General features: G+C 54.2%; 19 protein-coding genes and 1 tRNA gene. 16 read left to right on the forward strand and 4 right to left on the reverse strand.

The window, feature by feature from the left end; genetic code table 11:
* Nucleotides 1-8: 8 nt before the first annotated feature.
* The gene (uvrA, locus tag P1U45_RS12585) at nucleotides 9-2918 is read right to left on the reverse strand and encodes an excinuclease ABC subunit UvrA (RefSeq protein WP_301059383.1); all 2910 of its coding nucleotides are present in this window, start codon (nucleotides 2916-2918) and stop codon (nucleotides 9-11) included.
* 199 nt (nucleotides 2919-3117) lie between these two features.
* Here uvrA and ssb point away from each other — a divergent pair, with 199 nt between their 5' ends.
* From ssb to tgt, 6 genes are all read left to right on the forward strand, one after another.
* Nucleotides 3118-3603 (forward strand): single-stranded DNA-binding protein, encoded by a 486-nt coding sequence (gene ssb / locus P1U45_RS12590; RefSeq protein ID WP_301059384.1) that lies wholly within the window; start codon nucleotides 3118-3120, stop codon nucleotides 3601-3603.
* 162 nt (nucleotides 3604-3765) lie between these two features.
* On the forward strand, nucleotides 3766-6480 hold the full coding sequence (gene gyrA, locus P1U45_RS12595; protein WP_366145006.1) for a DNA gyrase subunit A: 2715 nt from the start codon (nucleotides 3766-3768) through the stop codon (nucleotides 6478-6480).
* A 36-nt stretch (nucleotides 6481-6516) separates the two neighbouring features.
* A complete protein-coding gene (coaD, locus tag P1U45_RS12600; RefSeq protein WP_363258639.1) occupies nucleotides 6517-6987 on the forward strand; it encodes a pantetheine-phosphate adenylyltransferase in 471 nt (156 codons plus the stop codon).
* Nucleotides 6988-6989: 2 nt separating this feature from the next.
* The gene (locus tag P1U45_RS12605; RefSeq protein ID WP_301059386.1) at nucleotides 6990-7886 is read left to right on the forward strand and encodes a peptidylprolyl isomerase; all 897 of its coding nucleotides are present in this window, start codon (nucleotides 6990-6992) and stop codon (nucleotides 7884-7886) included.
* Between the two features lie 9 nt (nucleotides 7887-7895).
* Nucleotides 7896-8954, forward strand: coding sequence for a tRNA preQ1(34) S-adenosylmethionine ribosyltransferase-isomerase QueA (queA, locus tag P1U45_RS12610; protein WP_301059387.1), 1059 nt, complete (start codon nucleotides 7896-7898; stop codon nucleotides 8952-8954).
* Entirely contained in the window at nucleotides 8947-10056 is a 1110-nt protein-coding gene (tgt, locus tag P1U45_RS12615) for a tRNA guanosine(34) transglycosylase Tgt (protein ID WP_301059388.1), read from the forward strand. Before queA ends, tgt begins: the two co-directional genes overlap by 8 nt.
* Here the strand turns inward: tgt and P1U45_RS12620 are convergent.
* Nucleotides 10053-10733: a hypothetical protein gene (locus tag P1U45_RS12620; protein WP_301059389.1), complete on the reverse strand. Its 681-nt coding sequence runs from the start codon at nucleotides 10731-10733 to the stop codon at nucleotides 10053-10055. The two genes, tgt and P1U45_RS12620, sit on opposite strands and share 4 nt — an antisense overlap.
* 123 nt (nucleotides 10734-10856) lie before the next feature.
* Here P1U45_RS12620 and P1U45_RS12625 point away from each other — a divergent pair.
* Together P1U45_RS12625 and P1U45_RS12630 are read left to right on the forward strand one after the other, a co-directional pair.
* Nucleotides 10857-10932: transfer RNA gene (locus P1U45_RS12625), tRNA-Lys, on the forward strand.
* 303 nt (nucleotides 10933-11235) lie between these two features.
* Nucleotides 11236-11496: a hypothetical protein gene (locus P1U45_RS12630; protein ID WP_293607963.1), complete on the forward strand. Its 261-nt coding sequence runs from the start codon at nucleotides 11236-11238 to the stop codon at nucleotides 11494-11496.
* On the opposite strand, the gene P1U45_RS12635 is transcribed toward P1U45_RS12630, so the two are convergent.
* The gene (locus P1U45_RS12635; RefSeq protein WP_301059390.1) at nucleotides 11489-12163 is read right to left on the reverse strand and encodes an HAD-IA family hydrolase; all 675 of its coding nucleotides are present in this window, start codon (nucleotides 12161-12163) and stop codon (nucleotides 11489-11491) included. The genes P1U45_RS12630 and P1U45_RS12635 overlap by 8 nt on opposite strands.
* An 82-nt stretch (nucleotides 12164-12245) precedes the next feature.
* Here P1U45_RS12635 and glmU point away from each other — a divergent pair, with 82 nt between their 5' ends.
* From glmU to P1U45_RS12660, 5 genes are all read left to right on the forward strand, one after another.
* Entirely contained in the window at nucleotides 12246-13589 is a 1344-nt protein-coding gene (gene glmU, locus P1U45_RS12640; protein ID WP_301059391.1) for a bifunctional UDP-N-acetylglucosamine diphosphorylase/glucosamine-1-phosphate N-acetyltransferase GlmU, read from the forward strand.
* Between the two features lie 3 nt (nucleotides 13590-13592).
* Complete coding sequence (gene rpiA / locus P1U45_RS12645; RefSeq protein WP_301059392.1) at nucleotides 13593-14300, forward strand: ribose-5-phosphate isomerase RpiA; 708 nt, start codon at nucleotides 13593-13595, stop codon at nucleotides 14298-14300.
* A 9-nt stretch (nucleotides 14301-14309) separates the two neighbouring features.
* Nucleotides 14310-15683, forward strand: a complete 1374-nt coding sequence (gor, locus tag P1U45_RS12650; protein ID WP_301059393.1) for a glutathione-disulfide reductase — start codon at nucleotides 14310-14312, stop codon at nucleotides 15681-15683.
* Between the two features lie 156 nt (nucleotides 15684-15839).
* Nucleotides 15840-17228 carry a class II 3-deoxy-7-phosphoheptulonate synthase gene (locus P1U45_RS12655; protein ID WP_293607968.1) on the forward strand — a complete coding sequence of 463 codons (1389 nt, stop codon included), beginning with the start codon at nucleotides 15840-15842 and terminating at the stop codon, nucleotides 17226-17228.
* Between the two features lie 16 nt (nucleotides 17229-17244).
* Nucleotides 17245-18612, forward strand: coding sequence for an MATE family efflux transporter (locus P1U45_RS12660; protein WP_301059394.1), 1368 nt, complete (start codon nucleotides 17245-17247; stop codon nucleotides 18610-18612).
* Nucleotides 18613-18653: 41 nt separating this feature from the next.
* On the opposite strand, the gene P1U45_RS12665 is transcribed toward P1U45_RS12660, so the two are convergent.
* Entirely contained in the window at nucleotides 18654-18920 is a 267-nt protein-coding gene (locus P1U45_RS12665; protein WP_022695384.1) for an HU family DNA-binding protein, read from the reverse strand.
* Nucleotides 18921-19348: 428 nt separating this feature from the next.
* On the opposite strand from P1U45_RS12665, the gene P1U45_RS12670 reads away from it, so the two are divergent.
* From P1U45_RS12670 to P1U45_RS12680, 3 genes are read left to right on the forward strand one after another with little or no spacing between them, the layout of a single operon-like run.
* A complete protein-coding gene (locus P1U45_RS12670; RefSeq protein WP_301059395.1) occupies nucleotides 19349-20260 on the forward strand; it encodes a Gfo/Idh/MocA family oxidoreductase in 912 nt (303 codons plus the stop codon).
* A gap of 38 nt (nucleotides 20261-20298) precedes the next feature.
* Complete coding sequence (locus P1U45_RS12675) at nucleotides 20299-21951, forward strand: NAD+ synthase (protein ID WP_301059396.1); 1653 nt, start codon at nucleotides 20299-20301, stop codon at nucleotides 21949-21951.
* A complete protein-coding gene (locus tag P1U45_RS12680) occupies nucleotides 21944-23188 on the forward strand; it encodes an MFS transporter (RefSeq protein ID WP_301059397.1) in 1245 nt (414 codons plus the stop codon). The genes P1U45_RS12675 and P1U45_RS12680 overlap by 8 nt, the downstream gene beginning before the upstream one ends.
* The last annotated feature ends 10 nt before the right edge of the window (nucleotides 23189-23198 follow it).

The following is a 23198-nucleotide window of genomic DNA, read 5'->3' on the forward strand; positions in this document are numbered from 1 at the left end:
CAGACTTTTTACTCCGCCTTCTGAGCTTCGCGGATACGCGCCTTTGCACGCGCGGCCCTGCGTTCTTCCTGCCGCTCGAAGGTCTCTTTCAGGAAGCGCCCCGTCCAGCTTCGCTCGACTTTGATGACATCTTCCGGCGTGCCCGCAGCAACGAGCTCACCGCCGCCATCGCCGCCTTCAGGGCCAAGGTCGAGTATCCAGTCAGCTGTCTTGATGACATCCAGATTGTGCTCGATCACGACAACAGTGTTTCCATTGTCGACAAGCTCATGAAGGACCTCCAATAGTTTGCGAACGTCTTCGAAGTGTAGACCGGTTGTCGGCTCATCAAGAATGTATAGCGTTCGGCCCGTTGCGCGCTTCGAAAGCTCTTTAGCAAGCTTCACCCGCTGGGCTTCACCACCTGAAAGCGTGTTCGCCTGTTGCCCGACCTTGATATAGGACAGGCCGACGCGGTTGAGGGTTTCCATCTTCGTCCGGATGCTCGGAACCGCAGCAAAAAATTCTTCTGCTTCCTCCACAGTCATATCCAGTACGTCCGCAATGGACTTGCCCTTATAGAGAACTTCGAGCGTTTCGCGGTTGTAGCGTTTGCCTTTGCAGACATCGCAGGTGACGTAGACGTCCGGCAGGAAGTGCATCTCGATCTTGATAACACCGTCGCCCTGGCAGGCCTCGCATCGCCCGCCCTTCACGTTGAACGAGAAGCGGCCAGGCTTGTACCCACGTTGCTTGGCTTCCGGCAGGCCAGCGAACCAGTCACGGATTGGGCCGAATGCGCCTGTGTAGGTGGCTGGGTTTGATCTCGGCGTACGCCCGATTGGGGATTGGTCAATATCGATGACTTTATCAAGGTGTTGCAGACCTTCCAGCCCGTCATACGGAGCCGGAACGGTTTGCGCCTTCATCAGCTTTCGCGAGAGCGCTTTTTGCAGTGTCTCAATAATGAGTGTGGATTTGCCGCCGCCGGATACACCTGTCACGCATGTGAAAGTCGCAAGCGGAATTTCGACTGTAACGTCCTTGAGGTTGTTGCCGCGCGCGCCGGTGAGCTTGATGGACTTAGTCTTCTTGCCCCAGCGCCGGCGATCAGGAATGGCAATTTCACGTGCACCGGAAAGATACGCGCCTGTCATGGAGTTAGGATCGGCGATGATCTCCTGCGGCGTGCCCTGGGAGACAATCTCGCCGCCATGCACACCTGCAGCTGGTCCCATATCGATGACATGGTCAGCGGTCAGAATAGCATCTTCATCATGTTCGACCACGATGACGGAATTGCCGAGGTCGCGCAGATGCTTCAGCGTCTCCAGAAGGCGTTCGTTATCTCGCTGATGGAGACCAATGCTTGGCTCGTCGAGGACATATAGCACGCCGGTCAGGCCCGAGCCGATCTGGCTGGCCAGCCGGATACGCTGGCTCTCGCCGCCTGAGAGCGTGCCGGAAGACCGCGACATGTTGAGGTAGTCGAGCCCGACATCATTCAGAAACTTCAGGCGGTCTTTGATCTCTTTGAGAATACGTGAGGCGATCTCGAGTTTTTGCGATGTGAGATGACCTTCAACGTCGCGGAACCACTGGTCTGCGTCCTTGATAGAGAGGGACGCAGTTTCCGAGATGTCTTTCATCCCGATCTTAACAGCGAGTGCCTCGGTCTTCAGGCGCTTGCCGTTACAGGCCGGGCAGGGCTGTGCGGACTGGAATTTGGCGATCTCCTCGCGCACCCAGGCGCTATCAGTCTCGCGCCAACGGCGTTCCATATTCGGAATGACCCCCTCGAAAGGCTTTTTGACCTCGTAGCGGCGCATGCCGTCATCATAGACGAACTTCACCTCGTCCCCGCCAGTGCCGTGTAGAATGACCTGCTGAACATCGTCAGACAGGTCAGACCATTTGTCCTGCATTTTGAATTTATAAGCCTTGGCCAGTGCTTGCAGAGTTTGGGTCTGGTAAGGGGATGTTGTCTTCGCCCATGGCGCAATCGCGCCATCTTGCAGTGACTTATCGCGTTCCGGAACGATGAGGTCCGGGTCGATCTTTAGCTGCTCGCCAAGACCGTCGCATGTCGGACAGGCACCGAACGGGTTGTTGAATGAAAAGAGGCGCGGTTCGATTTCAGGGATTGAGAAGCCGGACACCGGACACGCGAAATTCGCGGAGAATGTGATCCGTTCCGGGGCCTTGCCGTCTTCGGCATCCGCATATTCGGCGATGGCAATTCCGTTAGCGAGGTCCAGAGCAGCCTCAAAGCTCTCAGCGAGGCGTTGCTCCATGCCTTCGCGAACAACGATCCGGTCAACAACGACGTCGATGTCGTGCTTGAACTTCTTGTCGAGTGTTGGCGGCTCTTCCAGTGAATAAAACGCGCCATCAACCTTCACCCGCTGATAGCCCTTCTTCAATAGCTCGGCCATTTCCTTGCGGTATTCGCCTTTACGGCCGCGCACGATAGGCGCCAGCAAGTAGAGTCGTGTGCCTTCCTCCAGCGACAGGGTTCTGTCGACCATCTGGCTGACAGTCTGGCTCTCGATCGGGAGCCCTGTTGCTGGCGAATATGGCGTGCCGACGCGCGCCCACAACAGGCGCATATAGTCGTAAATTTCTGTGACGGTGCCGACCGTTGAGCGCGGATTGCGGCTCGTTGTTTTCTGCTCGATGGAGATTGCCGGTGAGAGACCTTCAATGCTCTCAACGTCAGGCTTTTGCATCAGTTCAAGAAACTGGCGCGCGTATGCAGAAAGGGATTCCACATAACGTCGCTGGCCTTCGGCATAGATCGTATCAAAAGCCAGCGACGACTTACCGGAACCGGACAGGCCGGTCATCACAACCAGCTCTCCGCGCGGAATGTCCACGTCGATATTTTTCAGATTGTGTTCTTTGGCGCCGCGAACACGGATTTCTGAGAGTTCACTCATCGGGTCATTCTGCCTGTTTAGCTTCGATCTGCTGGACGTATATGCGTCGAATCGCGGTTGACATCCAGAACATATAAAGAACAAATAGCGAGAATTTTATGGAAACTGTCAGGAAGTTTCCGTTGCCCCTCGCGAAGTGTGTGGGTTTTCCGTAAGTAACTACGGAATCGCAGATTTGGTTTCTAGAAGGAATATGGCAATGGCCGGCTCGGTAAATAAGGTGATTTTGGTTGGAAACCTCGGACGTGACCCTGAAATCAGATCAATGAACAATGGCGGATCAATCGCAAACCTCAGCATTGCGACATCCGAAACCTGGCGTGACCGCAACTCCGGCGAACGCCGCGAGAAGACGGAATGGCACCGTGTTGTCATCTTCAACGAGGGTCTGGTGAAGATTGCCGAGCAGTACCTTCGCAAGGGATCTAAGGTCTATGTTGAAGGTCAGCTGGAAACTCGTAAGTGGAGCGACAATAACGGTGTCGAGAAATATTCTACAGAAGTTGTGCTCCGTAACTATGGCGGCACGCTGACAATGCTTGATGGTCGTGACGGCCCATCCGGCGGCGGAATGGGTGGCGGCGGTGGTCGCATGGATGATTCCGGGTTCGGTGGCTCTCCGCGCTCTATGGAAGGTCCGAAACAGGACTTTTCTCAGGATATGGATGACGAGATCCCGTTCTAGGGTCAAAGCTCACATCAAAACACTATCTGAACGGGGCCAGCGCTTGGCCCCGTTTGCGCATAATGCTAGCGTCTGATGCAAATATGAGTCGCATAAAGCGCGCTTGAACCCAGACCAGTAAGAGACCGTATCTTGTCTTCAGAAAATGACACCCCAGAAGAAATGCCGGAAGACGGCGTTGATCCGGTAACAATCGAGAACGAGCTCAAACGCTCTTACCTCGACTACGCCATGAGCGTGATTGTCTCGCGTGCGTTGCCAGACGTGCGTGATGGTCTGAAACCTGTTCACCGGCGCATCATCTATGCAATGCGCGTTGGCGGGAATACGCCCGACAAACCATACCGGAAATCTGCGAACGTGGTCGGTGCTGTGATGGGTAATTATCACCCGCACGGTGACGCGGCGATTTACGATGCGCTCGTCCGTATGGCACAGCCGTTTTCGATGGGTCTGCCATTAGTGGACGGTCAGGGTAACTTCGGATCCATCGATAACGATCCGCCTGCGGCGATGCGTTACACTGAATGTCGTATGGCTAAGCCGGCTAACTATCTTGTAACGGATATTGATAAAGATACGGTCGATTTCCAGCCAAACTATGATGGCAAAGACCGTGAACCGATTGTTCTGCCAGCTCAGTTCCCGAACCTTCTGGTGAATGGTGCTGGCGGTATTGCCGTTGGTATGGCGACCAATATTCCACCGCACAATCTGGGTGAAGTGATCGATGCCACTCTGGCGATGATTGATAACCCACAGATTGATGACGAAGAGCTGCTGGAGATCGTGCCTGGCCCCGACTTCCCAACCGGCGGCTTGATCATGGGGCGCAGCGGTGCGCGCAATGGTCTTCTGAAAGGGCGCGGCTCGGTCATCATGCGTGCGCGTACATCTTTCGAAACCATGAGAAATGGTCGCGAAGCGATTATTGTCACAGAGATTCCATATCAGGTGAACAAGGCGAGCCTTGTTGAAAAAATTGCTGAGCTGGTTCGTGAGAAGCGCGTCGAAGGGATTTCGGAACTTCGTGACGAGAGTGACCGAAACGGCATTCGTGTAGTCATCGAGACGAAAAAAGACGCGTCCGCGGAAGTCGTTCTGAACCAGCTATTCCGTTATTCGCAGCTTCAGACGAGCTTCGGCGTGAATATGCTTGCGCTGAACGCGGGCACGCCAGAGCAAATGTCGCTCAAGGACATTCTGAAGGCCTTCATCAAATTTCGCGAAGATGTTGTTGCTCGCCGCACTAAGTTCGAACTCAACAAGGCGCGTGACCGTGCGCACGTCCTCGTCGGCTTGGCGATGGCGGTAGCGAATATCGACGAAGTGATCCGCATTATTCGTAGCTCTCCGGATCCTGCGACAGCCCGCGAATCTCTTCTGTCGCGTGACTGGCCGGCTTCCGAGATGGCGCCGTTGATCAAACTGATCGCGGACCGCCGCACAGTGATGTCTGATCAGGATACCGTCCGTCTGTCGGATGAGCAGGCGCGCGCCATCCTTGAACTCCGCCTCCACCGTCTCACCGCGCTCGGTGCTGATGAAATCGGTGACGAAGCGAAAGGTCTCTCCGAGAAGATCGCAGACCTTCTCGATATTCTGCGTTCGCGCGCTCGTATCCTTGATATTATTCGTGGCGAGCTCAACGAAGTTAAGACGGCGTTCGCTGTTCCACGTCGGTCTGAATTTACTGTCGGCGATCTCGATCTTGATGATGAAGATCTCATCGAACGAGAAGAGATGGTCGTCACGTTTACCCACGGTGGCTATGTCAAACGCACGCCGCTGACGACGTATCGTTCGCAACACCGGGGAGGCAAAGGCCGCTCTGGCATGGCGATGAAAGACGAAGATTTCGTCACGCGACTGTTCGCGGCCAGCACTCATGCCGAAGTTCTGTTCTTCTCGTCGACGGGCATGGTCTACAAGCACAAAGTCTGGAGACTGCCGCTCGGAAGTCCGCAATCCAAAGGCAAGGCTCTGGTAAACATCCTGCCGCTAGATAAGGGCGAGTGGATCACCAGCGTGATGCTGTTGCCTGAGGATGAGGCCGAACGGGAGCGTCTGGACGTTATGTTCGCGACCCGTAAGGGCGGAATCCGACGCAACAAACTGATGGATTTCGTCCAGGTGAACCGGAACGGCAAGATCGCTATGAAGCCGGATGAAGATGACGGTATTGTTGACGTTCAGCTTTGCAATCCGAATGACGACGTGCTTCTGACCACTGCACGTGCGCAATGTATACGTTTCCGCGTGGACGATGTGCGTGTGTTCACTGGGCGTACGTCAACAGGTGTTCGCGGCATTCGCCTCGCGAATGGTGATAAAGTCATTTCGCTCGCAGTGCTCCGACATGTGGACGTTACTCCAGCAGAGGCACGTGCCTACCTGAAGCATGCAGCCGCGATGCGGCGTGCGGTCGAAGACGGCGATGACGAAGTAGAAGCAGTATCTGCTGATACAGACGATGATGCCGGCGAAGAAATTGCACTGAATGAGGAACGTCTCGTCGAACTTGGCGCTGCCGAAGAGTTTATTTTGACCATCACCGACAAAGGAATGGGCAAGCGGGCTTCGGCTTATGACTACCGTGTCACGGGACGCGGCGGCAAAGGACTTATCGCGCATCGTATCCCTGATGAGGCCAATCTTGCGGCGTCATTCCCTGTTGATGAATCTGATGACGTGATGATGGTTACGAATGGGGGTCAGCTCATTCGTTGCCCGGTCAATCAGATCCGTATTGCGGGCAGATCGACGCAAGGAGTCCGGGTCCTCCGCACAAATGGCGACGAAAAGGTTGTATCGGTTGAACGTTTGGCGGAACAAGAGGATAAGAATATCGAAGGCGATACCGAAGCCGAAGATTAATCCTCTGGGGAGGCCAATGTGACGAAACGAATCGGAATGTATCCCGGGACTTTTGACCCGCTTACCAACGGGCACCGGGATATCATCAGACGCGCGGTAAAGCTCGTCGACAAGCTCGTCATTGGCGTTGCAATCAATGAGGCAAAAGGCCCGCTCTTCTCTCTTGAAGAACGTGTGGACATGGTCCTCGAAGAGATTGAAGAATTTCGTCACACTGCGGAGATCGAAGTTCGTCCATTCGACAATCTTCTGATGCACTTCGCTGAAGAATGTACTGCAAATGTAATCATTCGGGGATTGCGGGCAGTATCTGACTTTGAATATGAATTCCAAATGGTCGCCATGAACCAGAAGCTCAATCCTGATATTGAGACGGTGTTCCTAATGGCTGACCCTCAACATCAGGCCGTGGCGTCACGACTGGTCAAGGAAATTGCAAAGTTGGACGGCCGTGTGGAGCACTTTGTTTCTCCTTCGGTTGCGAAACGTCTCAAAGAAAAGCTCTAATCATGAAGTCATTCATTCGTTCTCTTCTCGCGGCCATTGGTTTGACGGCGATGGCAGGGGCGTCGGCGCAGGCTCAAATCGCCGAATTGCCGGCATTTGATGCGGCATTGGCAGATTCTGCCAACTGGCGTGAAGCGGCTCCTGAAAACCTGATCGAATTTCAGATTGCGACTGCTCGGGGAGAGGCGCGTGGGCGTGTATTGATCGAGGCGGCACCCTTCGCTGCGCCGGGTCATGTTGAGCGCTTTACGTCTCTCGCAGCTAGCGGTGATCTCGATGGAACAATGTTCCACCGTGTGATCGAAGGCTTTATGGCTCAAGGCGGCGACATTGAAGCGATAGATCGTGAGCGCGCTGAAAATTGGCCGAACATGCCGGGCGAATTTATCTTCACGCGTATCCCGAATTCAGAAGATGACAGTGTTCCAGCGATGCAGAAGCTGGGTCTGCCTCAGGCAGCGACCAGCGGATATATTCTGGGGTTCCCTGTTTCTACGCAGGCTGAAGCTTTTGCCAGCTTGTCGCGCGACGGTTCCGTTCAAAGCTGGATTCCACATTGTAAGGGCGTTGTATCAACAGCCCGCACATCCGATCCGAACTCAGCTTCTACCCAGTTCTTCCTGATGCGGGATATTTCTCCCTGGCTGAACCGGGAGTACACGGCTTGGGGGCGCATTGTGGGCGGTCAGGACGTTGTGGATAGCATTGAAGTCGGTGAGCCTGTGCGCACGCCTGACGTGCTGGTTTCGGCGCGTCTCGTGTCAGAGATGCCAGAGGAAGAACGTCCGCGTGTTCTGGTGCAGCGCACGGATGGGCCGCTGTTTGCTAGCTTCCTTGAGGCGAATGCGGGTGCAAGCGTTTGCGATTTGCCGCCTGTGCCAACTATCGTATCAAACTAGGGTCGTTCTTTGGATCTCAGCGCGTTCGATTTCGAACTTCCGGATGAATGTATAGCGACAAGACCGGCAGAGCCTCGCGACTCTTGCCGGTTGTTGTGTGTGAATGGCGATCAAATCACCGACCGTGTGTTTTGGGATATAGGAACCGAACTACGCGAAGGAGATCTTCTCATCGCGAACGATACGCGGGTTGTTCCGGCTTTGTTGTTCGGCGTACGTCCTGCTCGAGATGAACAGTCGTCTGATGTGGATGTTCAGATAAATCTCGTGGCTCAAATGGATGACGCGGTTTGGAAATGCTTCGGTCGTCCCGGGCGTAGGCTTAGACCTGATGACGTTATCGAGTTTCCGGCAGGGCTGCGGGGCCGAATTTTAGAGAAGCTGCCAACAGGTGAGCTCGTGCTTGAGTTTTCGCCAAAAGGTGAAGGCTTCTGGAGCGCCGTCGAGGCGGTCGGGAAGATGCCGATCCCGCCCTACATCGCCAAAATGAGGCCTACGGACTCAAAAGACCACGAAGACTATCAGACCGTTTTTGCAGATCGCGCCGGTTCGGTCGCGGCCCCAACGGCGGGGCTTCACTTTACTGATGCGCTCATCAAGCAGCTTGGTGAACGATGCATCGGCTTTGAGAGAGTTACACTTCATGTCGGTGCAGGTACGTTTGCGGGGCTGAGTGAGGAGTCTTTCAAATCCGGCAAGCTTCACGAAGAATGGTGTGAGATCAGCGAGGATGTCACCCGAAAAATCGCTGAATGTAAGGCGTACGGGGGGCGGGTGATCGCTGTTGGCACGACGTCGCTGCGCACACTGGAGTCGCTTGCAGATGGTCAGGGCGGTGTTCTAGCGGAATCTCGAGATACCGACATTTTCATCCAGCCCGGATATAAGTTTCAGGTGGTAGACGGGCTCATCACGAACTTCCACCTGCCCAAGTCCAGCCTGTTTATGCTGGTATCAGCGCTGATGGGGACTGACGTCATGCAGAGCGCGTATGCGCATGCCATCAAATCCGGCTACAAGTTCTATTCCTATGGGGACGCGTCTCTGCTAATGCCGCGCCATGACTGACTTTCCATTTGAAATCCACGCCACTCAGGACCGCGCCCGCACAGGCAAGCTGGTTACGCCGCGTGGCGAAATCCGAACGCCTGCCTTCATGCCAGTTGGTACAGCGGCAACCGTAAAAGCGCTGTACACAGATCAGGTCGCTGACGCAGGCGCCGATATCCTGCTCGGTAATACCTATCACCTCATGCTGCGCCCGGGCAGTGAGCGTGTGCACCGTCTGGGCGGCCTGCATAAGTTCATGCGGTGGAATAAGCCAATTCTAACGGATTCCGGCGGGTTTCAGGTCTGGTCACTGGCTGGGCTTCGGAAGATGAAGGAAGAGGGCGTTTCCTTCAAATCCCATATCGACGGGTCTTCGCATTTTCTGTCACCCGAGCGGTCGATCGAGATTCAGGCTGATCATCTCGGCGCCGACATTTCGATGCAGCTTGATGAATGCACTGAATATCCGGCAACGCATGAGCAGGCGAAGTCATCCATGGAGATGTCTATTCGTTGGGGCGCCCGCTCGAAAGCAGCCTTTGGCGACAGAGACAGCCAGACTTTGTTCGGGATCGTGCAAGGGTCTGACTTTGAAGACCTTCGCCAGCAATCTGCGGAGGCGCTTCAGGAGATCGGGTTTGGCGGTTACGCCATAGGCGGCCTCGCAGTAGGTGAGGGGCATAACCGAATGGTTGAGGTGATCGACTTCACCGAGCCTCATCTGCCTCGCGAGCGTCCACGCTATCTGATGGGCGTAGGTAAGCCGATTGATATTCTCGAAGCCGTCGCTCACGGCGTTGATATGTTCGACTGCGTCCTGCCGACACGCTCAGGGCGGCACGGACAGGCATGGACCTGGGATGGGCCTATCAATCTGAAGAATGCCCGCTTTGCCGAAGACGATACGCCGATTGATCCTAACTCGTCTTGCCCGGCCAGCCGGGACTACTCAAAAGCCTATCTGAACCATTTGTTCAAAGCGGGAGAGTATCTCGCGCCCATGCTGCTCTCATGGCACAACACTGCGTTCTTCCAAGAGTTCATGCAGGCAATGCGGACGGCAATTGCCAACGGCACATTCAACGAGCTGCGTGCTGACCTGAAATCTCGCTGGACCTAGTCGTAAGGCTCGTTCGCTGACGGCGCGGCGGCGCGATACCGGATTGGGGCACTGTTTTCGTCGAGCGTCGAGTAATCGATCTCTAAAGGTGCGGCCGGGTAATGGCATCCCAGTCCCATGCCGAGGCCTTTAAGAAAGGTCCGACGCAAATACGCCAGGCGGTAGGCTTCTTCGACGCGGCTGGCATGGGCATTGGCGCCGGTCGCCGAGCGAATGATACCGCGAAATGGAATAATAGAGCGCGCTTCCGACGCGATTTGCCCGAGAGCGAAATCAGAGGCGCGGTCAGACATGTCTTCCGATTCCTCGTCTTCCCCTCGGTTTGCAAGTTCAAGGCGCACGTCAGCATCAATTTCCAGAACAGTGTCCAGCGTGCGGACTTCACGTCCGATCGTTTCGCATGTCAGATCTGGAACCGGGTCGTATGGCGTGCGGATACCTGCAATCTCCTGAGGGATGTCATCGCGACGAAGGTTCAGGTCCTCCAAAGGTGACAGTGCCGCGTCTCCCAGCCCTTCTCCAGTCTGACGAACTGCGCGGTAAGTGATTCTCGACCCGGATTCGACGACGCTATCGTTATCCTGCTCCGAATCTGCCTCCTGCGTGTGTCCGGCTAGAGGCGACAAACACAAAGCGGCGATCGCGATGACGGGGGAGATGAAACGGCTACTGAACATTTTTTGCATCCTTGATACGGCGTATTATCGGATAAAATTCAATAACGGCAAAAAAAGTTATAGAATGAGGCATTCAATTCATTGACCTGAAAGATTCGCAGGGCTATACGCGCCAACTCGGTCGTGCCCTTAGCTCAGCCGGTAGAGCAACTGACTTTTAATCAGTAGGTCGCAGGTTCGAACCCTGCAGGGCACACCAAACTTTCTCCACCGCATTTCAATCCGAAAATACCGCCTGATGATTCCATCAGTTGGGGCGTTTTTCTGTGCTTGATGTCGCTGTTTCAGTCTACCCAATATGAACATTTGTTTATTTTGAACGTGAACATGAACAGACGTAAATGGAAATGCGTCTGGATTATGACATTTTCGCCCAATATTTCGTTTCTTCTTGATGGTAGTGTCGCGAAGTCTTACCTCTAATGCAAGCCGCAATAGCAGACGGCACTAAGGATCAAGAAGGACCATCTCAACAACTGATATGGTGATCCAGGAGATGAATATGAATGGAGATTGGTGCACAACTGACGGCGCGCTGAAGCTTAAAGAGAAAATCGAAGCTTACTGGCGTGATCGTGGATTTGACGTGAACATCGATCTGGTCGAAGCAGGCTTTATTGCAGCTATGCGCTCAGGCCGAACCGATGTTCGTAGTAATATGGTCAATGGCATGCCGACGCGCCGTGAACGTCCAGGTGACGAAATCACAGCAAGTCGCGTTGTCAGACAGCGAGCCCCTGAAGCACCCCGCTGGGCTAGCTAACCATGCTTTCAAGCAAACCGGGCAGTTCGTTTGCATCAGATAACTGCCCGAAGCGCTTGGGATCATAGGCTGCATCGTCGAGATATCCGTACGTCATGAGAATGAACGGAATTCCTGCAGCCTCGGCCGAACGGCCGTCAGTTGACGAATCCCCGATCAGTACAGAATGGCTGGCGACACCGCCAGCCGCTGAAATAGCTTCCAGAAGATGCGCCGGTGAGGGCTTCTTCTCGCTTGCCTTGTCGGCGCCGATAACGCTGTCGAAATAGTCGGTTAGATTCAAAGTCTGCAGAACCTCATCAGCCAGGTCCTGAGTTTTATTCGTGCAGACAGACAGACAGGCGCCTTTGTCTCGTAGGTAATCGAGCGTTTCCTTAATTCCGCTGAATGGCCGGCTGAAATCCGCAATATGGGCGATGTAATAACTGAGAAAGCTTTTATGCATCGCTGAAAGCTCGTCTTCAGTCAGGCTCTCGCCTGTCTCATTTGCGCATGTCTCGATCATAACCCGGGCACCGTGGCCGATAGCGTGACGGATCGTATCTAACGTTACCGCAGGCAGTCCCTTTTCTGAAAAGCAATGAACCAATGCGGCATGAAGGTCGGGTGCGGTATCCACCAAGGTGCCGTCCAGATCGAAAACAACCGTAAAATCCGTCCAGTTCATAATGTTTCCCGTGTGGTTAGCTTTGATCATGTGGATATAGCGTGTATCTCCCAGTGTCAGGCTATTTATGGAGAATCGCACGATGAAACGAGCCGCGGTCATTCTTGCAGCAGGCATGGGAACGCGAATGCGCTCCAAGAAGATCAAAGTGCTCCATGAAGTCGGTGGCCGACCAATGGTTGACTGGTCGCTTGCGCTGGCAGACGGCCTTGGGTGTGATAAGCGTATTCTCGTCATTGGAACGCATTCCGAAGAACTGAAACAGGTTGCTGCAAACCGTGTCGGGTCTGAAAATATTGCAATTCAGGATCCCCCTCAGGGGACTGGCCATGCGGTTCAATCGGCGGAGCAAGCACTTGCCGGCTTTGAGGGGCATGTCGTCGTTTTGTATGCCGATACGCCGCTTCTTCCTGTAGACGCCGTTGAGAAGGCTTTTGCGTCTCTCGATGCAGGATACGCGGTCTCTGTTCTCGGATTCGATGCTGCCGAGCCCGGCGGATATGGCCGCCTGATTTGTTCTGATGAAGGCGACCTTCTGAAGATAGTTGAGGCTAAAGAAGCCAGCCCGGACGAGCTCGCTGTCTCTTTTTGTAATTCAGGCGTCATGGCCGTCAGATCAGAATACCTGTTTGATCTCCTGTCCCGTGTCACCAACGATAATGCCAAGGGCGAATTCTATCTCACCGATGTCGTCGAACTTGCGCGACAGGACGGGCTGAAAGCGAGCGCTGTACGTTGTTCCGAGGAGGACGTTCTTGGCGTAAACTCACGAGAGCAATTGGCCGAGGCCGAGAAGGTTTTCCAGTCCAAGACGCGTCGAAACATGATGGAAAGCGGCGTGACGCTCATTGATCCGGACACCGTCTATTTCGCATTTGATACGCAGGTAGGCGCTGATGTTGTAATCGAGCCCAACGTGTTTTTTGGCCCCGGCGTCTCGGTAGCGTCTGATACGCGAATTAAAGCGTTCTCTCATCTGGAGAACTGCTCCGTTGGCGAAGCGTGTCAGATCGGACCTTTTGCCCGTTTGCGTCCAGGCGCGGTTCTTCATACGGGTGTTCGTGTCGGTAATTTCGTTGAAATCAAGAATTCAGAATTGGGTGATGGTGTCGCTGCCAATCATCTGTCGTACATTGGTGATGGTGATGTCGGCGCGAAATCCAACATCGGGGCAGGGACGATCTTCTGTAATTACGATGGCTATTTCAAGCACCGGACGACTATCGGCGAAGGGAGCTTCATCGGCTCAAACTCTTCTCTTGTAGCGCCTGTGACACTCGAAAACGGGAGTTTCGTGGGGTCGGGCAGCGTCGTGACTAAAGACGTACCAGAAGGCGCTCTCGCAGTAGCCAGGGGCAAGCAAAAAAACATTGAAGGCTGGGCGGACACCTATCACGCCGAAATGCGCCGCAAGAAGCAGAGTTGATCGATGTCTCAGGATGAAGCCAAACGGAACGCTGCGGCCGCGGCGCTGGAGTTCGTTGAGAGCGGCATGACGCTGGGCCTTGGTACAGGTTCGACTGCGGCGTTCTTTGTGGAATTTCTCGCGGATGAGATCAGTGATGGTCTGGATGTTCGTTGTGTGCCTACGTCGGTTGCAACCTTCGAACAGGCGGCAGCGCTAGGTATACCCTTATTGCCGGTCGAGCAGGTCGAGCGCATTCATCTGACAGTAGACGGTGCGGATGAAATTGATCCTCATGCCTGTCTCATCAAAGGAGGCGGCGCCGCGCTGCTCAGAGAAAAAATCATCGCGAACGCATCGGATCATATGGTCGTGATCGCAGATGAAAGCAAAGCTGTGGAAACCCTTGGCGCTTTTTCGCTGCCAGTGGAGGTCTCTCCTTTCGGGTTCACGATCACGGCTAAAAAGGTTTTCGACGCTTTGAAAACATCGGGTGTGGATCAACCCATCGTGAAGCTTCGTGAGAGTGCGAGTGGTAAGCGCCCTCTTGTAACGGACGGTGGCAACTACATTTTGGACTGTCGATGTAAAGAAATACCCTCAGCACAGGCTGCCGCGCTGGCGCTCTCTGTGGTTCCGGGCGTGGTGGAGCATGGACTGTTCATCAATCTCGCCAGAACCATCATTCTCGGAGACGAAGAAGGCGCGCAGATCCTGGAATTTGAATATTAGGAGCGACTTATGGCCTATGATTATGATTTGTTTGTGATTGGCGCCGGTTCTGGCGGCGTTCGCGCTGCGCGCCGCGCAGCTATGGCGGGTGCTAAAGTCGCGATCGCAGAAGAATATCGAGTGGGCGGAACATGCGTCATTCGCGGCTGCGTTCCGAAAAAATACATGGTCTATGCCAGCGAGTTCGGCCGCATGTTCGAGCATGCGAAAGGTTTTGGCTGGAGCGCGGAAAACGTAGAATTCGACTTCGCGTCGTTCATGACGACACTGCATGCTGAAGTCGATCGCCTGTCCGGCATCTATACCCGTAACCTGAATAATGCTGGTGTCGATGTTCATGAAGAACGCGCTGAGTTTCTGGATGCGCATACGCTGCGCCTGACGACCTCCGGTAAGCATATTACTGCGGAAAAGATTCTGATTGCTACGGGCGGCGAGCCTTGGATGCCGCCGGAAATTCCCGGTATCGAGCACGCAATTACGTCAAACGAAGTGTTCCACCTTAAGTCTTTGCCTAAGAGCATGGTTATTGCGGGTGGCGGCTTTATCGCTGTGGAATTTGCCGGTGTGTTCGCTGGTCTTGGTGTCGATACAACTCTGATTTATCGCGGCGACACGGTTCTCAATGGCTTCGATTGGGATATTCGTACTCATGTCCATGAAGAGCTAAAGCGTAAGGGCGTTCGCGTGGTCACGCAGGCGACGATCACTGAGATTAAAGAGGCGAACGCTTCACATGAAGTCACCTTCTCTAACGGTGACACTTGCGATGCAGACGTCGTTCTCATGGCGCTTGGGCGTATTCCGGATACGGAAGGCCTTGGGCTGGAACTGGCAGGAGTGCATACAGACGCCAAAGGCGCTATTGAGGTCGATCAATACTCCAAAACGAATGTGGATCACATCTGGGCAGTCGGTGACGTCACGAACCGGATGAATTTGACGCCTGTTGCAATCCGCGAAGGTCAGGCCTTTGCCGAGTCAGTCTTCCAGAATGACCCAAATTTCTTCACCTATGATAATGTGCCGACTGCGGTCTTTACACAGCCGCCTGTGGGTACTGTTGGCCTGTCAGAAGAGGACGCGCGTCATAAATTCGGTGCGATCGATATCTACAAGACAACTTTCCGTCCTATGAAAGATCTTCTGACGGGCGACGAAGAGCGCGTTATGATGAAGCTCGTGGTGCGTGAGGAAGATCAGGTCGTGCTCGGGTGTCATATCGTTGGCCCTGAAGCGCCGGAGGTTATCCAGGCGGTCGCGATTGCCGTGAAGATGGGCGCCACCAAACAGGATTTTGACCGCACTTGTGCGCTTCATCCTTCAATCGCCGAAGAACTTGTCACGATGCGTGAGAAGTACATTCCGCCAGAGCTTGCCTGAGATCGTCGACCTTGGGCAACGGTGGAAGCAAGCACAGTACGCTATTCGAAATAGCGCAATAACTTTCTAATATCGGCGTAAAACAGTCGATATTCTAAAAAATACTTGCGCTGTTTCGGGGTTAGTGATGAATATCGCGGCTTCATGGAGAAAAAAATGTCTTGGACACCCTCTTCCTGGCGGGAAAGGCCAGCGAAACATATTCCCGAAGATTACCCTGATGCGTCGCGCCTTGCGGCTGTAGAAGAGCAACTGAAAAGCTATCCACCACTCGTGTTTGCGGGAGAGGCGCGCCGTCTGCGCAAGCGTCTGGCTGATGTTGCCGCGGGTAAGGCTTTTCTACTTCAGGGCGGGGATTGCGCTGAAAGCTTTAAGGAATTCCACCCGAATAATATTCGTGACACGTTTCGCGTTATTCTTCAGATGGCGGTTGTTCTGACATTTGCAGCAGAAAAGCCTGTTGTAAAAGTCGGCCGTATTGCTGGTCAGTTCGCGAAACCTCGCTCGAGCTCTGTTGAGGCTATCGGTGGCGTAGAGCTTCCATCTTACCGTGGTGACATCATCAACGGCATGGACTTTGACGACGCATCTCGCGCGCCGGATCCGGGCCGTTTGCTTCAGGCATATTCTCAGTCAGCAGCGACGCTGAACCTTCTGCGTGCGTTCTCTCAGGGTGGTTATGCTGACCTGAATAACGTCCACACATGGATGCTCGGTTTCATCGAGCGGTCTCCACAAGGTGAGAAGTATGCTGCGCTCGCAGACCAGATCTCGAAATCCATGGCGTTCATGCGTGCGTGCGGTATCTCACCGGACACGACGCCGGAAGTTCAGCAGGTCGAGTTCTACACGTCACACGAAGCGCTTTTGCTCGGATACGAGGAAGCTCTGACCCGCATCGATTCGACGACAGGGGAATGGTACGACACGTCTGCTCATATGCTCTGGATCGGTCACCGCACACGACAAATTGATCATGCGCATGTCGAGTTCTGTAAGGGCGTCAAAAACCCGATCGGGATCAAATGCGGGCCGGGTCTTGAGACCGACGAACTGCTTCGTTTGATCGAAACACTGAACCCGAAAGACGAGGCAGGACGCATTGTTCTTATCGCGCGGTTTGGTGCTGATGGCGTTGCGCAGGGCCTGCCAGGGCTGGTTCGCGCCGTTCAGGCGTCCGGTCGCAACGTGGTCTGGTCGTCTGACCCAATGCACGGCAATACGCTGAAGACGGACAACGGCTTCAAGACACGTCCTGTCGATCGTATTCTGTCTGAGGTTCGTGACTTCATCGACATTGTCTCCAGTGAAGGTGCTCACCCGGGCGGTGTTCACTTTGAAATGACTGGACAAGACGTAACGGAGTGTATTGGTGGCGCGCAGGCGATCTCTGAAGAAGATTTGTCGTCCCGATATCACACTCATTGTGACCCGCGACTCAACGGTGAGCAGGCTCTCGAGCTTGCATTCCTGATCGCGGAGAAGCTGCAGTCCATGACTGAGCGCTCTCAGGCGGCAATGTCTTCTACGGCAGCAGTTTTATAGACGGACACACATAACCATGACCAAGCGGGCATGGCCCGCTTGGGCCGATCCGAAAGATATTCTGGACCTATTACGACTATCACTACCGATAGCCGTTTCACGCGCGTCATTCATGCTGATGATGCTTACCGACACGATTGTGCTCGGGCGCAACAGACCAGAAGAGCTTCCCTACGTACTGAATTCCCATTTACCGGTCGGCGTTCTGTTAGGCCTGTCGCTCGGGATTCTGCTTGGCGTGTCGGTCATGACGGCCGAGTTTTCGGGCAAGGGTGAGGCGCATAAAACCGGACGTATTTTCCGGCGGGGTGTTGTGTCCGCATTACTGTTAGGCGTCGTTGGCGTAGTGCCGATGTTCTTCGGCGCGCACTGGCTTTATAGTTCGCTAGGTTTTGAGGGCGCGGTTCTTGAAGGTACGACGACAGTCACGCGTATCCTTGCCTTCGCAATGCTGGCTCAGATCTTCAACACGACCATGACCTATTATCTGGAAGCGCTTAGAAAGCCGCTTCTGGTATCCGTCGCGATGTATATCGGCGTCGTTGTGAACCTGATGCTGGACCTCGCTTTCGTGTCGGGCAGCTGGGGCTTCCCGGAGCTGGGCGCGACAGGCGTAGCCTTCGCGACCACAGGCACCAACTGGTGTTTGATGCTTGTCTTGCTCGGCTTTGTTGCGTGGAAAACACCAGCTTTCAAAAGCTCCGGTGAGAAGCAGGACGGCGAGGCGAAGCGGCAGATCTCCGTCGGTATGGGTATGGCCGTGAGCAATGTTGCCGAATTCGGCTCTTTCAATTTCACCCATATCATTGCAACGTGGATCGGGATTGCCGCAGCCTCAGTTTACGGGATGATGTTCCAGACCATCGGCTTCGTCTTCATGGCCTTTCTGGGCATCGGAACGGCGACCTCCGTGCGCGTTGCCGAAAGAGTAGGGCGCGGAGAGTTCGGCGCGGTGAAAAACGCGTCGCGACTTGGCCTGCTCGTCTGTGTGCTGGTTGGAGCGGCTGCCGCATTGCTTATGTCATCTGCCAATGACGGACTGGCATCGGTTTTCGTTCAGCGTGATGCGCTGGTCGCGAATGTGCAGTTGCACCCTGAGCTCTCAGCGATGATCCTGTTTGCTGCCGGCATTGTGATTTTTGACGGACTACAAAACGTCGCTGCGATGGCGTCGCGTGCGCAGGGGTTGGTCTGGCAGCCGGCTATCGCCCACCTTGCGAGCTATATGGTAATTATGGTTCCGCTGGCCTGGTATCTTGGTCTTGTTGAGGGGCGCGGCGTTCAGGGTATGGCGGAAGCGGTACTGGTTGCCTCTGTGTTCGCGGCAATCACCCAGCTCGTCATTCTGGAAGTGCTCCCGCGTCGGGCACTAAAAAAGGGCTGAGACTTTCGTCCCAGCCCTTTTTAAACCCAGAGAAAAATCTCTTAGAGTTCTTTCAGCTGTTTAGCTGGCTTGAATACAGCAACCGTACGCGCTGGGATCTGGATCTTCTCGCGAGTAGATGGGTTGATGCCTTCGCGTGCAGCGCGGTCTTTCGTTGCGAAAGAACCGAAGCCAGCGATTGCTACAGAATCTTTAGCTTTCAGGCTTTCAGCGATCGCGTCGAATGTCGCGTCGATAACCGCTGATGTGTCTTTAGTTGTTGTGCCGCACTTGTCTGCGACAGCTTTAACGAGTTCTGATTTTTTCATTTTTCATGCTCCTCAACGAAACGCATACCTAAGGTATTCGATAGCCCAACAGATTCGTCAAAGAAAATGCAGCCAAAACCGCGTAATATCGGGGCTTTTCGGCCTGTTTTGCTGCTCTTTCTGTGGATTTCCTGCTAATTCGCAGGAATTGGCGGGTCATTTTTCCCGTTTTTGGCGAAGCGAGCAGCTGGAATTTGGCTGTTTTCGCCACGAATCGGGATGTGATTCGTAGGAATGACGGGCGATTCTCCAATTGGTGGTCTGGGATTTGTGGTCTCCGGAGATCGATTTCGGCGTTTCTATCAATGCAAGTGTCTGGAAGCTGGTCACGCGCACGAACGTCTGTAAAAGGATGCAACAGACTGTGACTGGTCGCGGACCTTCGCTGCTGATACTGGCGAGCGAAATCCGTATGTAAGGAGAAAGATGTGTCTGAACTAAGAGTGGGTGTCGCCGGAGCTGGCGTTTTCGGAAATTATCACGCTCAGAAGGCAGCGGCGTCCGCTACAACATCGCTTTCCGGTATTTTCGATATTGATGACGCGCGCGGCAAAGCTGTTGCCGCGCCTTATGGCGTTCCCAATTATACAAAACTGGAAGACCTCCTCGACGTCAGTGATGCAATTGTGGTTGCGGTTCCTGCCGTCTATCACGCGGACCTCGTTCGCCGCGCACTCGCGGCTGACAAGCATGTGCTCGTAGAAAAGCCACTGGCGCTCACAGAGAGCGTTGCACGAGACCTTGCTGGCGAGGCTGTGAAGAAGGGCTTGATCCTGCAGGTGGGGCACCAGGAGCGTTTTGTCGCAAAGGCCATGGGCATGTTCCGCATTGAGGAAACGCCCAAACTTATGGAGTCGATCCGGTTCTCTCCTCCATCACCTGAGGGACGCGCAGGCGACGTTTCTGTGATCTGGGATCTGATGATCCATGATCTCGATCTTGCAGGCTGTCTGATTGAGGGCCGTTTCAAAGACGTCGAAGCGAAGGGGGGGCGGCTTCATACAGATCACGTCGACGAGGCTGAAGCGACCTTCACTTATTCTTCCGGAGCGCAGGCCGTACTGAAAGCCAGCCGCGCTGCAAAAGCGCGGGAACGTAAAATGCGTGTCGTTTATGAGTCTGGAGAAATCAGCGTAGATTTCCTGACACGTGAAGTCGTGAACACGACGCCTTATGAGATCCGCGTAGATATCTCCTCCGTTCTGCCCGATCCTCTGCTCGCAGCCGATGAGAGTTTCTACCGCGCTTGTCTTGGCTATCAGAACTCCATGATCCCGGGCCACGGTGCCATTGCGGCGGTTGCTATGGCGGAAGCGGCAGAAGCGGCTATCGAGTCATAATACTTTTCATCGTTAAGAACCGGGTGTAACTCGCGCTTATGTCGAAATCTCTGAGAATTACTGTCGCGCAACTGAACCCGATTGTGGGTGATGTCAGCGGAAACCTGAAGCTCGCTTTTGAGGCGCTTGAGCAGGCGCGCGCGGAGCATTCAGACTTGTTGGTGTTTTCCGAGCTTTTTCTGTTCGGTTATCCGCCAGAAGATCTGGTGTTGAAACCGAGTGTTCATACCGCCTGTCAGGCTGCGCTTAGCGAATTGGAGCAGGCGCTTCAGAAGAGCGATCCGGCAATCGTTATTGGTGCGCCATTCCGTGATGGCACATCGGTCTATAATAGCGCGTTCCTTCTCCAGCATGGTGCGCTGGCTAAACGTTATGACAAGTATGAGCTGCCGGACTATGGCGTGTTTGACGACAGCCGGGTTTTTACAGCAGGTACGATCGATAATCCTAGCTTCGAACTTAAAGGCGTACGTGTCGGCGTCGCGATCTGTGAAGATATCTGGTTCAACCGTATTCCTGCTGCAGTGAAGTCTACGGGTGCAGACCTGATGCTCGCGCTCAATGCGTCTCCGTGGCGGAGGACAATCCACCGCGAACGCCGTACCGCGTTTGCGCGATGGGAAAGCCCGGAGCTGCCTTACATTTTCATCAATCAGATCGGCGCTCAGGATGAGTTGGTGTTTGATGGTGCGTCTTATGTATGGTCAGCATCAGATCGCCATTCCTGGCTGTTCCCGGATTTCGAGAGCGGCATCCGCACATTTGATTTCGATGCGTCTGTAAAGTCATTTCAGGTCGAGTCCTGCGAGGGGCCGAGTGAAGCAGAAAAGGCGGACTATCAGGCGGCTGTTCTCGCCCTGGGCGACTATGTCCGTAAGAACCGCTTCCCCGGTGTGGTGCTCGGTTTATCCGGCGGCATCGATTCCGCGCTAACAGCAGCCATAGCCGTTGATGCACTCGGGGCCGATAAGGTCTGGTGCGTTATGCTTCCTTCTAAGTATACGAGCGATCATAGCTTGGAAGACGCAAAGGCCTGCGCGGAAGCGCTTGGCGTGCGCTATGATACGATCTCGATTGCTGAGGGCGTAAATGCGCTGGATGCGATGCTTAGCGAACAGTTTGCTGATCGAGAGCCCGATACGACCGAAGAGAATATTCAGTCTCGCCTTCGTGGAGTGACACTGATGGCGCTGTCCAATAAGTTTGGCCATATGGTTGTTACGACAGGCAATAAGTCTGAAATGGCAGTCGGCTACGCGACACTCTACGGTGATATGTGTGGCGGCTATAATCCGCTCAAGGATTTCTATAAAACTGAAGTCTTTCAAATCTGTCGCTGGCGAAATAAATGTGATGCTTCGGAATTTCTGGGTCCGACGGGCGAAGTCATTCCTGAGCGTATCATCACAAAGCCTCCAAGCGCAGAACTGCGTGAAGACCAGAAAGACGAAGACAGCCTACCGCCTTACGAGGTGCTGGATGACATTTTGCGCGGTCTCGTCGATTTTGAGATGTCGACCGATCAGATCATCGAACGCGGACATCCTGGAGAGACGGTGAAGCGGATCGAGCATTTGCTCTACATATCCGAATACAAACGTCGGCAGTCGGCGCCCGGGCCGAAAATCGGACCGCGTAATTTCGGACGCGACCGTCGCTACCCGATCACCAGCCGCTGGCGTGATGCTTAAATTTATAATCGCGAACGCCCGCTGGCTTTCGGCGGGCCTTTTGCTTTGCTTGTTTTCCGGTTTCGGTCAGACCTATTTCATATCGCTATCTAACGACGCGATCAGGGCGGCTCATGGGCTAAGTCACTCGCAATTCGGTCTGATCTATGGTGGAGCAACGCTGGCCAGTGCGTTCACACTGTCGAACTTTGGTAAACTGGTGGATCGGTTCAGTGTCAGACGCTCTGCTATCCTGACCGTGCTGGGGCTCAGTCTGGCATGTGCCCTGATGGCGATCTCCAGTCTGACGGTGGTAATCCTTCCGCTCGCAATCTTCGCCCTTCGTCTTTTCGGCCAGGGCTTTTGTGGCCATGTCGCCATGACATCTGCAGGCAAATGGTACACGAAGAACCGCGGAAAAGCCGTGAGCATTGTCGGGCTCGGATTTCCCTTATCTGAAAGCTTCATGCCTGCGGTCGCTGCCGTCATTCTATCGACTGCGGGGCTCGCTTATCTTTGGGGCGGCGCCGCTATTTTGCTGCTCGTTCTGTCTGTGCCGCTGCTTTGGCTTTTGCTGAGTGTTGATCGGGTGCCTCAGGAAGTAGAGGTCGCAACCGAAGAGGATGTGTCTTCTGGTAAGAAGGTGTTTCACTGGACTCGTTCGGACATTCTGAAGAGACCGGAATTCTATCTCGTTCAGATAGCGGCACTGTGTCCGCCTTTCATGGTGACGGCATATTTTTTCCACCAGCAGCATTTGTCCTCGATCATGAGCTGGGACATGAATGTAATGGTTGCTTCCATGACCGTCTTTGCTGCGGCTCAGGTGATTACGAGCCTGATCGCGGGCACTGTGATTGACAGGTTTAGCGCGAAAGTTCTGCTTCCGGCGTTCCTGCTACCCATATCGCTCGCGCTTATGGTGCCTTTGTTTTTGCGCGAAGGCGCTTTCATTCCGTTACTCTATGTTGGTCTCGGTATGACAGCGGGCGCTCAGGCAACGCTTTCGGGGGCGCTCTGGCCAGAATTGTTTGGTACGAGACACCTGGGTGATGTAAGAGCGCTGATTTATGCGATTATGGTCGCCTCTACGGCCGCTTCACCGTTCCTTACAGGGTTTCTGATCGACTTTGGTGTTGGATTTGACCTGCAATTGGCGGTAATGGGCGCGTTTTCGCTCTTGGCGAGCGGCGTAATGTTGCTTATCCAACCGAACCTTGCCGGATTGAATGAAAAAGTCGGCCAGAAACAAAATTGAGTCTGAAAAG

It is taken from the genome of Ponticaulis sp., from assembly GCF_029210165.1.
In the GTDB taxonomy this organism is placed as follows: domain Bacteria; phylum Pseudomonadota; class Alphaproteobacteria; order Caulobacterales; family Hyphomonadaceae; genus Ponticaulis.

What these genes read in the sequence shown, in the direction of transcription:
- uvrA (WP_301059383.1), bottom strand. Translation starts at nt 2,918, where the DNA reads ATGAGTGAACTCTCAGAAATCCGTGTTCGCGGCGCCAAAGAACACAAT.
- ssb (WP_301059384.1), top strand. Translation starts at nt 3,118, where the DNA reads ATGGCCGGCTCGGTAAATAAGGTGATTTTGGTTGGAAACCTCGGACGT.
- coaD (WP_363258639.1), top strand. Translation starts at nt 6,517, where the DNA reads ATGTATCCCGGGACTTTTGACCCGCTTACCAACGGGCACCGGGATATC.
- glmU (WP_301059391.1), top strand. Translation starts at nt 12,246, where the DNA reads ATGAAACGAGCCGCGGTCATTCTTGCAGCAGGCATGGGAACGCGAATG.
- P1U45_RS12635 (WP_301059390.1), bottom strand. Translation starts at nt 12,163, where the DNA reads ATGAACTGGACGGATTTTACGGTTGTTTTCGATCTGGACGGCACCTTG.
- gor (WP_301059393.1), top strand. Translation starts at nt 14,310, where the DNA reads ATGGCCTATGATTATGATTTGTTTGTGATTGGCGCCGGTTCTGGCGGC.
- P1U45_RS12660 (WP_301059394.1), top strand. Translation starts at nt 17,245, where the DNA reads ATGACCAAGCGGGCATGGCCCGCTTGGGCCGATCCGAAAGATATTCTG.
- P1U45_RS12665 (WP_022695384.1), bottom strand. Translation starts at nt 18,920, where the DNA reads ATGAAAAAATCAGAACTCGTTAAAGCTGTCGCAGACAAGTGCGGCACA.
- P1U45_RS12620 (WP_301059389.1), bottom strand. Translation starts at nt 10,733, where the DNA reads ATGTTCAGTAGCCGTTTCATCTCCCCCGTCATCGCGATCGCCGCTTTG.
- P1U45_RS12605 (WP_301059386.1), top strand. Translation starts at nt 6,990, where the DNA reads ATGAAGTCATTCATTCGTTCTCTTCTCGCGGCCATTGGTTTGACGGCG.
- P1U45_RS12675 (WP_301059396.1), top strand. Translation starts at nt 20,299, where the DNA reads ATGTCGAAATCTCTGAGAATTACTGTCGCGCAACTGAACCCGATTGTG.
- P1U45_RS12680 (WP_301059397.1), top strand. Translation starts at nt 21,944, where the DNA reads ATGCTTAAATTTATAATCGCGAACGCCCGCTGGCTTTCGGCGGGCCTT.
- rpiA (WP_301059392.1), top strand. Translation starts at nt 13,593, where the DNA reads ATGTCTCAGGATGAAGCCAAACGGAACGCTGCGGCCGCGGCGCTGGAG.
- P1U45_RS12655 (WP_293607968.1), top strand. Translation starts at nt 15,840, where the DNA reads ATGTCTTGGACACCCTCTTCCTGGCGGGAAAGGCCAGCGAAACATATT.
- tgt (WP_301059388.1), top strand. Translation starts at nt 8,947, where the DNA reads ATGACTGACTTTCCATTTGAAATCCACGCCACTCAGGACCGCGCCCGC.
- gyrA (WP_366145006.1), top strand. Translation starts at nt 3,766, where the DNA reads ATGCCGGAAGACGGCGTTGATCCGGTAACAATCGAGAACGAGCTCAAA.
- P1U45_RS12630 (WP_293607963.1), top strand. Translation starts at nt 11,236, where the DNA reads ATGAATGGAGATTGGTGCACAACTGACGGCGCGCTGAAGCTTAAAGAG.